Raw genomic sequence first — 14,530 nt, 5'->3', positions numbered from 1 at the left:
ACAATCCAGACGTCAGGGTCGGGGCCGCCGATGACGGCCCCGACCCGATTCAACACGAGTCAGACTTCGCGTGTCAGTACGCGTCTTCCCACAGCGTGAGGGTCAGGGTCGCGGCGTAGCTGCCGGGCGCGACGTCGACGGGCGTCTTGAGGAACAGGTTGGCGTTCGCCGACCAGGCGCCCGCCGCGGCGGCCTCGCCCGAGTCCAGGGAGAGCGCCAGGAACTCTTCGCCCTCGAGACCGACGTTGTTGGGGCCCTCGTCGAGCACGGTGTCGACATCCGGGCCGACCGCGACCTCGCCGTTGCCCTCCTCCGAGAGCAGCTGCGGCGACCAGCCGAGGTGTCCGGCCGAGATGGAGTTCGCACCCGAGACGAAGTCGGACGACTGACCGGTGACGTACCAGGCGACGCCCTCGGGGACCTCGGCGCGGTCGTCCGTGACGGTGACGGTGGGGAGGGTGCCGTCGAACTGACGGATCTCGGCGTCGGCGGACTCGACCTCGGTCAGCGTCGCGGCTTCGCCGCCGACGGTCATCGTCAGCGCGCCGACGGGCTCGATCGCCTCGATGTTCACGTTCACGTCGACCTGGTCGTTGCCGACCTCGTCGGCGATGGCGGCGCCTGCGACACCGATCAGCAGCATCCCGCCGAACGCACCTGCGGCGGTACGTGCGAACAGTCCTCGCTTGTTCATTCGTTCTCTCCAATTTCCCGGTCGGCACCTCTGCCGACCGAACTCGCGAGCGACCGGTCCATCCGGTCGTCGGGACTCGCTGGAAGCCTCAGCCGTTGCCGAGCGCCCCCGTCTCACATGGGTGATGGCCGGCGCGAGGTGCGCCCGCCTCTCGGCGCGTCGCCCGGAGACTCCCCGCCACGACGAGCGCGACCGTGGTCTGCGCCGTACGGCTGCGGGAGTGACTGAGCATTTTTGCACCTTTGCTCTCGGATCCGGCGGTGGATCGACTTGGCTCGCCTTGGATGTTACCGGCAACAGTTAGCGAGAACAAGACCCGAAATCGGTTTCGGCATATTCGGTTCCCGCGACACCCGAAACCCTTCGGAATTCGATCCGGTTGAGATGCCCGCTGCGGGCGGACGGCTAAGGCGACGGGCGACATGAATGCTTGCCGAGGGATAGCGTGAGCGCTAACATTCCACCGCGCGCCGTATGCGAATCTCGCACCCTCCGCGGCAGCGCACAGCAAAGGAGCTGGAGTGAACCGAATTCCCCGATCCACAGCCTCGGTGAGCGGCCCACGCGCCCGGTGGCGGCCCCGCACGGTGGTCGCCGCCCTGGTCGGCGGCGCCCTCATCGCCGCCGCGCTCGCCCCCGTCGGCGCCTCCGCCGCAGCCGGCGCCAGCGCGTCCGCTCCCACGGGCGGGCTGCTCGCCGAGTACGTCTTCGACCAGACGACAGGTGCGAGCATCCCGAACCGCGTCAGCGGTGGCGCCCCTGCCGCGGTCGTGAACGGGACCGACAGCCAGTGGACGGGCTCGTCGCTCGTCCTCGCGGGCGGCGCGAAGACGAGCGCATCGGCGAACTGGGTGAGACTGCCCGATGACATCCTCAGCGGCAAGACCTCGGCGACCGTCACCATCGAGACCAAGATCGACCCGACGATGAAGAACAACTGGAACTTCCTCTGGAACATCGGCAGCGACTCGACGACGCAGTACTACTTCGCCTCCGTGCGTGACAACCCGCGCACAGCGATCACCACGAACAGCGGCGGGGGCGAGATCAACGCCCGTTCGGGCACCGCGCTCGACGCCAACCGCTGGTACAGCCTGACGTCGGTCATCGACGGCGCCGCCGGCCACATCACGTTCTACGTCGACGGCGTGCAGGTCGCCCGCACGAACACCGCCCTGACGCCGGCATCCATCACCGACCAGACCCTCAACGCCATCGGCCGCGCCCCCTACCCCGACCCCATGTACAAGGGCGAGGTGTCGACCTTCCGCGTCTACGACCGCGCGCTGACGGCGACCGAGGTGAACGACGTGTCGGTGGCGGATGCCGCCATTCACGCCGCCTCTTTCCAGCAGGCCGCGCAGACCGTCGCCGACGGGGTCGCCGCCGTGACGTTCGACGAGGCGCAGACGACGCTGCCGACCTACGGTGGCCGCGTCTCCTGGTCGTCGGCCGACCCGGCGATCACGATCGACGCCGACGGCGTGACCGCGACCGCCGACCAGCCCGCGGCAGGTGAGGCTCCGCTGCAGACCATGCTGACCGCGACCGCCACCGTGCGCGGCGCGACCGCCACGAAGCAGGTGCCCGTGACGGTGAAGCCCGAGGCCGCGGCGACGGACGCGTTCGGCTACGCGATGGTGCACTTCATCGAGGACTCGGCGGGCTACGCCGAGAAGATCTACCTCGACATCTCGCGGGGAGACAACCCCGAGCAGTGGGATCCGCTCAATGCGGGCCGGCCGATCCTGGCGTCCGACCTCGGCACCACCGGCATCCGTGATCCCTACCTGACCTACAACCCCGAGACCGAGACGTACTACATCATCGCCACCGACCTTCGGGTCTTCGGCGGAGACCGCGGCGTCTCCGGCTGCATGGAGTGGTGCTACTGGAGCTCGAAGGGCAGCACGAAGCTCAACGTCTGGGAGTCGAAGGACCTCGTGAGCTGGAGCGACCTCCGCCAGTTCGACGTCGCACTGACGGACGGCGCGAAGGTCGGCGAGTTCGGCATGGCATGGGCGCCCGAGGCGACCTGGGTGCCGGACTACTACGGCCCCGGCCAGGGCGCGTTCGTCCTCTACTGGGCGTCGAACGTGTACACCAACCCCGAGCACACCGGCTCGACGTATTCGCGCATCCTGTGGGGGCCGACGCCCGACTTCACGCAGGCGACGTACGAGTACGGCGGCGCGTTCATCGACGCCGGCGGCAACACGATCGACACCACGATCATCCAGAACGACGGGAAGACCTACCGCATCACAAAGGACAACTCCGCGGGCAAGGGCATCTACCTCGAGTCGACATCGGCGGCCGAGTGGTGGACGCCGTCGGCGACCTGGACGCAGCTGCAGACGCGCATCGGCGCGGAGTGGTCCGGCGGCAACGCCGGCGGCGTCGAGGGTCCGGCGGTCTTCCAGCGGCACGGCGAGGACAAGTGGTACCTCTACGTCGACGTCATCCCGTCGACCGGCTACCGGCCGATGGAGACGACGAACCTCGACGCGGGATTCACGCAGCTCGTGAGAAGCAGCTTCTCCATGGCGCCGAGCACGAAGCACGGCGGCATCGTCGGGCTCACGAAGGCGCAGTACGACGAGATCCGTGAAGCGGATGCCGCCACCGCCGTCTCGAGTGACCTCGGGTCCATCGAGGTCGACGCCGACGCGACGGAGGCCGACGTGCGTGGGGCGCTGCCCCCGACGGCTGACGTCGTGCTCGCGTACGGCCGGGGCACCGCGTCGCAGCCCGTGACGTGGGACCTCTCCGACGTCGACACCGGCGAGCCCGGCACGTACGAGGTGACCGGCACCGTGCGCACGATCGGCGCCAACCTCAACCAGTGGGTCGGCACCGGCGGATCGACCGCGTGGAACGCGCCCGGCAAGCAGCTGTACAGCTCGACGGCCGTGACCGTGACGGCCGATGTGGTCGTCGCGGCGCCGATGCTGCCGGTGACGGTCGTCGCCGACACACGGTGTGTCGCGGGCAAGGTGACGCTCACGGTCAAGACGACCAACGACGGCGACGCGCCGGTCGGGCTCGCCGTCTCGACCACCTACGGCTCGAAGTCGATCGCGACCCTGCAGCCCGGCAAGAGCACGGCGGTCGCCTTCACGACGCGTCTGGGCTCGATCACCGGAGGCACGGTCAGTGCGGCTGTGACCGCCGGAGGCGACAGCGCCGAGGCATCCGCCTCCTACGCCGCCGCCACCTGCGGCTAGGTCCAACCCGAGGAGAGCCCCGCCGGCCCCCATCCGGCGGGGCTCTTTCGTGCGCGGTGCCATGGGTGGCCGCGTGCGCCTAGCCCGGCGAAAGCACTCCTTCCGCGCAGCTCGCCCCGGATCAGGGGATCTGACGAGAACAGGACGTTCTCGGCGAAAGCATCCTGTCTCCGCCAGATCTCCTGATCTGAGCAACGCCTGCCAAGGGGAAGAGTTGCGCGACGCGGGCCTGCTCGCTCGACGACCAGGCGCCCCTCCGCGGGCTCGCCCGGATCAGGGGATCTGACGAGAACAGGACGTTCTCGGCGAAAGCATCCTGTCTCCGCCAGATCTCCTGATCTGAGCAACGCCTGCCGAGGGGAAGAGTTGCGCGACGCGGGCCTGCTCGCTCGACGACCAGGCGCCCCTCCGCGGGCTCGCCCCGGATCAGGGGATCTGGCGAGAACAGGACGTTCTCGGCGAAAGCATCCTGTCTCCGCCAGATCTCCTGATCTGAGCAACGCCTGCCGAGGGGAAGCCCGGCGCGCGCACGACACTGCGGAGGCACGAGAGCGCGGCGGCGCGAGCGGTGCGGAGGCGCGACAGCGCGCCGCGGGGTCCGTCCACACCCGCGGCGCGCGTCGCGGCGGCCGCTGCTGCGGCCGCGGTCAGGTCACCCGCACGAAGCGGGCGCGGTGCTCACCTCCGTCGTGTCAGTCACCGGCGAGCCGGCGACCGTCGCCGAGGCGGCAAGGGTGATCGAGCCGCCCGGGATGGACGCCAGGCGCGTCGTGAAGGAGGCCGACGCGCTCTTCCCCGCCGCGAGCGACGCGAACGACTTCGTGCCGTAGGCGCCTGTCATCGTCACAGACACCGGCACGTCCTCGCCGTTGGCGACGGTGACCACCTGCACGACCTTGCCGCCGATGCAGCGAGCGGTGACGGATGCCTCGACCTCGAGTCCCTCCGGTGCCGTCACGACGACCTTCGCGGTCGCCGTGCGGTTGGCCGTCGCGAGCCACTCGGTGTCGGTCATGTCGAGGATGGGGCTGTCGTCCTGGCGGAAGTACACCATCCGCACTCCGGAGTCGCGGGTGCCGTTCTGCGTCGCCTTCGCATGGAAGACGTTGATCAGGTTGCCGTCGTCGTCGTACGTGTACGAATTGTGCCCGGGGCCCCAATTGTCGGCGAAGACGCCCTCGTAGCTCCAGATGGCGTGGTCGCTCACGTTCCAGGCCTCCGGGTCGAGCAGGTCGGCGCCGGACGAGGCGGTGGCGAGGCCGACCGCGTACGTCCAGTCGATGTTCGAGCCCGAGAACGTGATCATGACCTTGCCGTCGCGCTTGATGACGAACGGCCCCTCGGCGACCGCGGACGTGTTGGTCGACCACCCCTTGTCGGGGTACACGAACGTCGTCCGCGGGCTGGAGAGTCGCCACGGGCCCGTCGTCGAGGGGACGACGGTCGCGATCTTCAGCACGGCCGGTCCGGTGGACGGCGAGACGATCCGCTCCGACCACGCGACGTAGTCGATGCCGTTGTCCTCGAAGTGCGTCATGTCGAGGGTGATCCCGGTGCCGTACGTCGTGAGCGGCTGGCCGGCGGCGTCGACGACGCGCTGCGGAGCCTCCCAGTCGGCGCGGACGAGCGGGTTCCCGCCGGGCTTGAGCCGCATGGTGTAGGACTGCACGCCCGTCCACGAGTTGGCGCTGTTGGCGTTGGCCGCGAACAGGATATAGAGGTCGCCGTTCACGACGTGCAGCTCGGGCGCCCACAGCTGGGCGTTCGTCGCGGTGCCCGAGAGGCCGTACCCGAGGATGCGGTTGTCGGGCGCCGAACCGAGGCCCGTGATCGTGTCGGCCTGACGGATGAAGAACTCGTCCTGTCCGCTGTCGTCCGTGGCGATGTAGAGCCACGTCTTCTCGCCGTTCGGCAGCGTGTAGCGCAGGACGTGCGGATCGGCGCGGTTCGGCAGCAGCGGGAAGACCGTGTCGGTGCGCGTCAGCGTGCCGGTGACCGTGTACTCCCCCGGCGTCGACGTGTCGACAGCCGACGCGTCCCAGTCCACCCGGAAGTCGTGCGTGCCGCCGTCCGAGTACTCAGCGGTGACCTTCTCAGGGAGTTCGAGCTCGCCGCCTGCTTCCACCGTCACGTCCGCGGGAGCCTGCAGACCGGTGTTGCGGACGCGTCCGAGCAGGTGCTCGGCGACGCGCGCCTCGGCCACCGTCACGGGCACGATCGACGCGGTCTCGGCGTACGTCACGTCGATCGTCCCCGCGCGACCACTCGGCTGCTGACCGACCTTGACGGAGGCCACGGCCGCGAAGTCGGCCGTCGTGCCGGTGAGCGTCGATCCCGAGGTGCTGGTCCACGCGACGCGGTAGGCGTCGACGCGCGAGTCCCACTCCGCGGAGACCGCGCCCGTCGTCCCCTGACCGGGAAGCGGGAGGTAGCCGACCTCGGTCCAGTCCACGAGGTCGGGGGACGTGAAGACGAGGGCTCCGGATGCCTCGGCCGCGCCGGCGTCGGACGTGCGGCGCGCGATCATGCCGAAGCCCTCGTCGCCCGAGAGGCGGAACACGTAGGGCCGCGCGAGGTACCGCTTCGTGCCGTTGCTCGTCTCGGTCATGCCGCTGACGGTGGGGAACACCACCGCTGCGCCCGAGTTCAGCGCGGTGAACGTCGTACCGTCCGCGCTGAGTGCGAGGTGGCCGGCGCGCGTGACCTCGGGGTCGTCGCCGCCGCGCGTGTTCTTCGTCGTCGTGTAGGCGGCCAGGCGCGAGGCGCCGGTCTCGGCGATCCGCACCTCGATCTCGGTCGTCGCTGCGTCGGCGCCCGTTCCGACGACAGCCCGCAGCGTGGCGGCCGCAAGGCCCGTGGCCGGCGCCGTCGCGATCCTGCCATCCGCAACGGATCCCGCGCCGGACACGTGGGACCAGGCCACCGGCAGCCCGAGCGCCGTCGCCGGGAGAGCGTAGCCCTGCTCGAGAACGGACGGCAGCAGGAGGGTCTCGGCCGCGCGCTGCGCCTGCGCGGCGGCGGTCGGCGCCTTGAGCACCGTGATCTCGAAGTCCTTGGTCGCCGTCTGTCCCCGCAACGTAGCGGTCGCCGTCAGCGTGACCGCCGTGTCGACCGACGGCGCGGTGACCTGTCCGTTCGCCGCGACGATCCCGGCCGGCTGCGACGTCCAGGTCACGCCGCCGGCCGTCGGCAGAACGAGGTCGGACTCGACCTGCGCGAGATTCTGCACGTTCGCCGCGGCGAGGTCGACCGCATTCGCCACCTCGGCGGCGGTGGCCGCGGCATCCGTCGCCGATGCGGCCGCGATGTCGGCTGCCGTCAGCGCCTCGCTGTAGACGCGGAACGCCGAGACACCTCCCTGGTAGAGGCTGTCGCCGGCGTAGGCGCTCTTGCCGATGTAGTTCATCGTGTGAGTCGTGAGATCGCTCAGGGCGACGGTGGAGTCCGCCTTCTGGGCGACGAGCGCGCCATCGATGTAGAGCTTGAGCGTCGACGTCGTCGCGCCGGCGTTCTTCTCGATCGTGGCGGCGACCGACTGCCACCGACCCTGCGCGAGCTTGGTGGTCGACGTCACCGACTGTTCACCCGACCAGTTCGCCTTCGAGATCGCCACGCGCGGCGCGACGGGCTGGATGAAGAACTGCCCCGTCGCCGCGTCGCCCGAGCCGCCGACGTTCCACAGGAACTTGTTCCCCGAGAGCGCGGTGGGGCTCGTCTCGATGATGACCGTCGCGGCGCTCTGGGCGGCGAGGAGATTGTTCGGGAGCTGCACGTGGTTCGCACCGGTGAACTGCATGAACCCGCCCCGCCAGGCCGCCCCGCCGACGACGGCGGCGTCTCTGCCGGATCCGGAGACGTCATGCAGCACCGTGCCGCTCGACTCCGAGAAGTCGTACGACGCGAGCAGCGAGGCGGGCTCGGCCGCGTGGGCTGCGGCCGGAGCGAGTGCGCCGGTCACGAGCGCGGCTCCGAGCAACCCGGCGAGGACTCTGGTCCTGCGCCTCGATCCCGGCCTGCGCCCGGCAGGGTTCTGTGTGCGATCCACCGGATCTTCCTTTCTCAGCCGCAGTGCGCGGCGGGGTATGCGGCGTCGGTCATGAACGTCAGGCTGCCGCCGTCGACCGACGCGGATGCCGTGAGGGTGATAGAACCGGCCGGGATCGACGGCAGACGTGTGGTGAACGAGGCCGACGCGCTCTTGCCCGCCGTGACCGACGCGAAGGTCTTCGACCCGTAGACGCCGGTCGTGGTCACCATGAGCGGGACGTCGTCTCCGTTGGACACCGTGACCAGCTGGACGACCTTGCCTGCCACGCAGCGTGAGGTGACGGATGCCTCGACCTCGAGGGTCGGCGGATCGCCGAGCACCACGTCCACCGCGCTCGCCGCCGATCCGGCCAGCACGTCGAAGCCCGCGAACGATGCCGACAGCTCCACCGCGTCGCCTGCGGCGTCCGTGTCGGGGACGACCGCCTCGGCGGTGTAGACGCCGTTCTCCTCGGCGATCGGTGCGTCGATCGTCAGGTCGCCGACCGTGAAGGTGACCGAGCCGGCCACCGCTCCCCCGTCCGCGGCCGTGACCGTCGCGGCGAGCGCGTCGCCGGGACGCAGCGTGTCGCCCGCCTGGACGCCGCTCAGCTCGACCTCGGTCGCGACCTTCGTCAGCGGTGCGCCCTTGGCGGCTTCCCACTGGTTCAGCGTCACCGGCATCACGCTGCCGTGGCGCGACTTCGGGAGGGCCCCGGCCACCGTCCGCCATTGCGGGTCGGCGAGCGACTCGGTGAACAGCGGCAGGTAGCCCGCGCCGGTGAAGTCGTCGACGAACAGGTAGAAGCCCTCGTCGATGCCCGCCGGGAGCGACGTGTCACCCGCGTTCGCCCGGAAGACGGTGGGTCCCTCGGTGGTGCGGGTCGTGTTCCGGGCCGTCTTGGAGATGCAGCTGGCATCGGTCTGCCAGGCGTAGTCGCCCGGCACCGTGAGAGCGCGCATGTCGTCGGAGGACTCCTGCACGATGTCGACGCAGCCGGTGACCTCCTTGGTGAAACGGTAGAAGGTGCCGTCGTCCTCGATCATGGTGGAATCGATGCGGTCGCCCGCGTCCTGCCAGACCTTCGCCGGCGAGAAGTCCACGAAGTCGCGCGTCGTCGCGTACATGACCTTCGAGTACGTCGGGTTGGGCGTGCCCGCCTTGTCGTACGGCCGGGTGCCGTCGAGGTAGATGCGCGACGACCAGTACACGACGAATTCGCCGGCCTCGTCGTCCCAGTACGCCTCCGGTGCCCACGTCATCGACGCATGCGGCCCGGACACCTTCACGTGGCGCTGCGCGGACCACGTGCGCAGATCGGTCGACTCCCAGATCTCGAGATGGACGCTGCCCTGGTCGAGTGCGCGGTCCCAGCTGCCGTTGCGGCCGATAGAGAGGTCGGTGGCGATCAGGTAGAACCGGTCGCCCTCGGGCGCGCGGAGGATGAACGGGTCACGCAGCCCCATCTCGCCGATCGTCGACGTGACGAGCGGCGCGCCGCCGCCCAGGACGTCCCAGCTCATGGCACTGTTGCCCTGCGATGCCGCGAGGAAGACGTTCTCTCCCGCGATCGTGTCGGCGGTGAAGTACGCGAAGAGGTACCGGCTGTCGGCCGCCGCCCGCGGCAGCGGCTCGACGGTCACGGTGAACTCGCGCGTGAGCGCGCCGGCTCCGTCGCCGATCGTGGCGGTGAGAGTGACCTCGGCGGGGGCCTCGCCCCACGCCGGTCGGGTGACGACGCCCGCTGCGGCCCCGCCGGTCGCGGCATCCGTGATCACGTCCGCATCGGACGACTCCCAGCGCACCGGCGAACCCGCCGCGCCGCGCGCGGGCAGCGCGAGATTGCCGCGCACCGACTCGGGCAGGCGCAGGGCGTCGCGGTCGGCCGCGACATCGGCGGAGGTGAGAGCGGGAACGGTGACGCTGAAGTTGCGCGGGTTCGGCGCCGCCTGGCCTCGGGTGGTCGCCGACGCCGTGAGCGTGACGACGGCTGCCGGCTGACCGGGCGCGGGCCGCGTGACGGTGCCGTCCGGTGCGACGACGGCAGGGTCGGACGATGCCCACCGGACGCCGTGCAGCGTCACGAGCTGCAGATCCGCGGTCACCGCGGAGGTGTCGCCGAGGTCGAGTGACGCCAGCTTCGCCGTCGACGCCGCCGCGAGCTCCGCGGCGTGCGGCGCCGCGTCGAGCTCGGACAGCGCGACGACCTCGGTGTCGCTCAGCGCCCTGTCGTAGACGCGGAAGGCACCCACCGAGCCCTTGAACAGCGCGTCGGGCCAGGGTGCGCGCCCGATCGTGTTGAGCGTCTGGGCGATGTCCCCGGGCGTCAGAGTGGTCTTGACCACGCCCGAGCGCTGGCCGTCCGTGTAGAAGGTCAGGGTGTCGGCGTCGGCGTCGATCACCGCCGTGAGGCTGTGCCAGCGGTTGGCCGTCACGCCGTAGGCGGTGCCGTTCTTCTCACCCGCGGCGGAGCCCACCGTGATGCCCGAGCGAGGACCGCGCACGTTGGCGAACCAGTACTGCTGCGTCGCGTCATTCCCGATGTTCCAGAGGAAGTGATTCGAGGTGAGCATCGTGGGGTCGGACTTGACGTCGATCGACACCGTGGCCGAGCCCGCTCCGGCGAGGAGGTCGTCGGGGAGCTCGACCCAATTGCCGGTGGAGGTCTTCGCACCGCCGGTGAACCGCAGCGTGCCCGCCTCTGACCTCTGATCGGAGACGTAGTTGCGCACGACCGCGTCCAGCGGGTCGCCGGCCGCGGCGTCGTCGTCTGCGCTGTTGCGCAGGGCGTCGCCCGAGACCTCGTCGAAGAGGTACTCGGCGACGAGGCGGTCGCGCAGCGGCTCCGATGCGGTGGCTGCGGCGGCGGCGGGCAGCAGGCCCGCCGCGACGACGCTCGCCGCCGCGACGACGCCGAGGGCGCGCCGCCGTACACGCGTGGGTGCAGTCATGACGGATGTCCTCTTTCGGGTCGAGGGAAGGGGGTCCGCGGCCCGGGCGCGCTCACACCCGGGCCGCGTGGCTTCAGCCGCAGCTGGTCGCCGCGAACGCGATGTCCTGGTCGTAGACGACCGGCTCGCCCCCGACGGTCGCCGACGCGTCGACGCCGACCGTGCCGGCCTCGACCGACGGCAGGCGCGTCGTGAAGGCCTGCGACACGGTCTTGCCCGCCGCGACGGACACCGTCTTCGCGCCGTACGGCGACGTCGTCTTCACGGCCACGGGGAAGGTCTCGCCGTTCGTCACCGACACGGTCTGCACCACCTTGCCTGCGACGCAGCGCGCGGCCACGACGGCCGAGACGTCGAGCTGCGGCGCGGGGTCGCCGACGACGGTCACCGTCACGGTCACGGTGCGGTTGTCGGGCGCCACTTCCTCGTCGGACTCCATGTCGAAGACCGGCATGCCGTCCGAGGCGAAGTGGACGCGGCGGACGAACATGTCGCGACCGGTCAGTCCGCGGTTGCTCGTGCGGGCGTGGAAGACGTACAGGATGTTGTCGTCCTCGTCCATCGACCACATGCCGTGGCCGGTCCCGAGCTGCCAGGCCCCGTTGAACATGCCGGACTTCTGGATCGGGTAGTTCAGCTTCGTCCACGCCGCCGGCGACAGGAGGTCGACACCCTCCCCGGCCTTCGCCGTGATGAGTCCGGTGGTGTAGGAGTCGCCCACGCTCGAGCCCGAGTAGATCATGTACAGCGTCCCGTCCTTGGCGAGGACGTTCGGGCCTTCCGCGATCACGTTGTCCCATGCGAACTCCGGCGGCAGGATGCGCACCGGCGCCGAGGTCAGGCGCGTCGGGTTCGACGGGTCCATCGTCGCGATGAAGACCGAACCGAGCATCTGCCAGGCGTAGTACGACTGGCCGGAGTCCTCGAAGTAGGTCATGTCGAGCGAGATGCTCTGCACAGGGTTGAGGATCGAGCCGTCGGCGCGCAGCACCTTCTCGGCCTTGGTCCAGTTGGCCGGGATCGCCGGGTCGAGGTCGTTGCCCTGGGCGTCCTTCTTCAGCTGGATGATGCTCGCGCGTCCCGTCCACATGTCCGGCTGGCCGTTGGAGCCGTCGTAGCAGGGCATGAAGAAGATGGTCAGCGTGTCGCCGACGAGATGGAACTCCGGCGCCCAGAAGCATCCGGTCATGATGCCGCCGTCCGCGTCGGTGTCGCCGTCCTCGAGCAGGTCGATCTCGACGTTGCGGCCGGCGCGCAGAGCGTCGTCCGACAGGTCCTCGATGTTGTCGGCGATGCGGATCGGCATGTGCGGTCCGTTGGCCGGGTCGATCGGGTTGAGGTTGAGATCCTCCGTGGCGATCATGAGGAACTTCGTCTCGCCGTTCCAGTCGAACTTGAACACCGACGGGTCGGCGCGCTCGTCGGCGAAGGGCGTCGCGTACTGCGGCTGCTTGATCGAGCCCGTCACCTCGTACGTGCCGGGCGTCGAGGTGTCGACGGCGGCGATCGAGTCGGCGTCCCATTCGATGGCGCGCGTCGCGACCGAGCCGTCGTTGTAGCTCAGTTCGGCGCGCTGCGGCAGGCCGGAGGCGGCCAGTTCGGATCCGGTCTCCACCTCGACGCCGTCCAGCGGCGTGACACCGGTGTTGACGATGCGGCCGAAACGGACCTCGAGGGCCTCGGCGACCGCTGCCGTGATGGCGATGGTGTTCCCGGTGGCGTAGTTCGGGATGCCCGTGCCCGTGGTCCCGGCGGTGGCGGCCACGACGCCGCGCTCCACCGCGCCGCGGGTCGCGACATCGGTCAGGCTTCCGAACGTGGTGTACATCGCGGCGCCCGCGTCCGACGTCCAGCTGACCAGGTACCGCTCAGCCGCCGAGTCCCACACCACAGCGGGGTCGTTGACACCGCTCGTGACGCCGACGTCGACCAGGCCGACCTCCTGATACGACAGCAGGTCGGCGCTGCGGGCGAAGAGCATGCGGTTGGTCTGCGTGCCGTCCGCCCCGCCGTTGCGCGCGGTGCGCGTGGCGACGATGCCGAACGTGCCGTCCTCCAGGTAGAAGATGTGAGGGTTGCGGAGGCTGCGGATGAGGTTCTCGGTCGGGCCGTTCGCCGGCACGGCCGACGAGGTCTTCGGGAAGAAGATGCCGTAGTTCTCGTTGAGCGGGCTCCAGCCGCCGTCGGCGGACAGCGCGAGGTGCATGCTCAGCGCGACATCGGCGTTGTTCGCCTCGGCGACGGAGGTGGGGTTGCGGTTGTAGGCGAGCAGCTGGGGAGCGGATGCCGGCAGCACGCGCACCGCGAAGGTGCGGCTGACGCTCACCCCCGTGGAGGAGTCGGTGATGCGCACCGACACGTCGGCGTCGACCGGCTCGTCCGAGGTCGAGGTGATGGCGGCAGCCACCTCGACGGGTCCCTCGACGCCGGTGATCTCCAGCGTGGTGCCCTCCGGAGCAGCCGGCACGGCTGCGCCCGAGCGCACGACGGACGGGATCACGAATCGCTGTGCGAGGCGCGCGGCGCGGTCCTCCGCGCTCTCGGTCGACGGCAGCACCGTCACCGTGATCGTCTGGCTCACGGTGATGCCGCGGAGGGACGCCGTGGCGGTGAGCTCGACGGGCACCGCCGGCTGGCCGGCGAGCGGAGGCGTGACCTGACCGGTCTGCGAGACGACGGCGGGGTTGCTCGAGGTCCACGTCACGCGGCCCTGCGCGGTCGGCAGATCGATGTCGCCGCTGGTCTCGCGGTCGGTCAGGGCCAGTCCGGTGAGGATCGCCTGCGCCTGGGCCTGCAGCTCCGCTTCGTTCAACAGGGCATCCTCGGCCGACACTCCGGCGACCTCAGCCGCGTTCAGCGCGCGGTCGTAGACACGGAAAGCGGAGACGGCTCCCTGGAAGAGCGGGTCGGGCCACGGAGCGCGGCCGATCGTGTTCAGAGACTGGTCCACGACGTCCGCCGGTGTGAAATCGACGTCGCCGTGCGCCGTGCGCACGCCGTTGATGTAGAGCGAGGCCGTTCCCGCAGCGCCGTCGAGCACCGTGGTGACGTTGACCCACTGGTTCGCGGTCACGCCGCAGGATCCCGACTGCACGAGCTGCTCGACGCCGCCGGACTTGATGCCCACGAGCGGAGCGCGGCTCGAGCCGCAGTTCAGCGAGGCGAAGAAGTACTCCGTCGCAGAAGAGTCGTTGCCGATGTTCCACAGGAAGTGGAATCCGTTCAGCATCGCTGCGGAGGCCTTCACCTCGGCCGTCACCGTCGCCGACTGAGCACCCGAGAGGATGTCATCGGGCAGCTCGACCCAGTTGCCGGTGGACGTCTTCGATCCGCCGCGCATCGTGAGCGACGACCCGGTCCAGTCCGCCGCCTGCACGTTGCGCACGGTCGCCGCTCCGAGGGCCGAGCCTGCGGCGGTGTTGGGCACGGACGAGCCCGACACCTCGTCGAAGAGGTACTCGGCGACGAGACCCTCGTCGGGCACGGCGGCGGTGGCACTACTCACCCCCAGGCCCAGCATCATCGCGCCGATCGCCACTGCCGCGATCGCTGTCTTCCGGGTGCGGGAGGACACTCTCATTCCACTCTCCATCAAGTGAGGCCGAACATCGTCGAACGGGTGTTATCGCTC

The 14,530-nt window shown here is 70.0% G+C and carries 5 protein-coding genes; 1 reads left to right on the top strand and 4 read right to left on the bottom strand.

What is annotated here, in order from left to right; genetic code table 11:
* Window positions 1-73: 73 nt before the first annotated feature.
* The gene (locus tag ACFC1W_RS08445; RefSeq protein ID WP_241112185.1) at window positions 74-694 is read right to left on the bottom strand and encodes a hypothetical protein; all 621 of its coding nucleotides are present in this window, start codon (window positions 692-694) and stop codon (window positions 74-76) included.
* Window positions 695-1,245: 551 nt separating this feature from the next.
* Between ACFC1W_RS08445 and ACFC1W_RS08440 the strand changes: the two genes are divergently transcribed.
* Window positions 1,246-3,921, top strand: a complete 2,676-nt coding sequence (locus tag ACFC1W_RS08440) for a LamG-like jellyroll fold domain-containing protein (RefSeq protein WP_375990950.1) — start codon at window positions 1,246-1,248, stop codon at window positions 3,919-3,921.
* 652 nt (window positions 3,922-4,573) lie between these two features.
* On the opposite strand, the gene ACFC1W_RS08435 is transcribed toward ACFC1W_RS08440, so the two are convergent.
* The 3 genes from ACFC1W_RS08435 to ACFC1W_RS08425 all read right to left on the bottom strand — a co-directional run bounded on the left by ACFC1W_RS08435 (window position 4,574) and on the right by ACFC1W_RS08425 (window position 14,479).
* Window positions 4,574-7,879 (bottom strand): family 43 glycosylhydrolase, encoded by a 3,306-nt coding sequence (locus ACFC1W_RS08435; protein ID WP_375990947.1) that lies wholly within the window; start codon window positions 7,877-7,879, stop codon window positions 4,574-4,576.
* A gap of 101 nt (window positions 7,880-7,980) precedes the next feature.
* A complete protein-coding gene (locus ACFC1W_RS08430) occupies window positions 7,981-10,899 on the bottom strand; it encodes an immunoglobulin-like domain-containing protein (RefSeq protein ID WP_375990945.1) in 2,919 nt (972 codons plus the stop codon).
* A gap of 73 nt (window positions 10,900-10,972) precedes the next feature.
* The gene (locus tag ACFC1W_RS08425; RefSeq protein WP_375990942.1) at window positions 10,973-14,479 is read right to left on the bottom strand and encodes a LamG-like jellyroll fold domain-containing protein; all 3,507 of its coding nucleotides are present in this window, start codon (window positions 14,477-14,479) and stop codon (window positions 10,973-10,975) included.
* Window positions 14,480-14,530 lie beyond the last annotated feature (51 nt).

Source organism: Microbacterium sp. NPDC056003, from assembly GCF_042274785.1.
GTDB lineage: Bacteria > Actinomycetota > Actinomycetes > Actinomycetales > Microbacteriaceae > Microbacterium.
This window is presented reverse-complemented; position numbering and strand designations above follow the sequence as displayed.

Bases quoted from the DNA above. Each gene is read 5' to 3' on its own strand.
- ACFC1W_RS08445 (WP_241112185.1), bottom strand. From the start codon at position 694: ATGAACAAGCGAGGACTGTTCGCACGTACCGCCGCAGGTGCGTTCGGC.
- ACFC1W_RS08430 (WP_375990945.1), bottom strand. From the start codon at position 10,899: ATGACTGCACCCACGCGTGTACGGCGGCGCGCCCTCGGCGTCGTCGCG.
- ACFC1W_RS08425 (WP_375990942.1), bottom strand. From the start codon at position 14,479: ATGAGAGTGTCCTCCCGCACCCGGAAGACAGCGATCGCGGCAGTGGCG.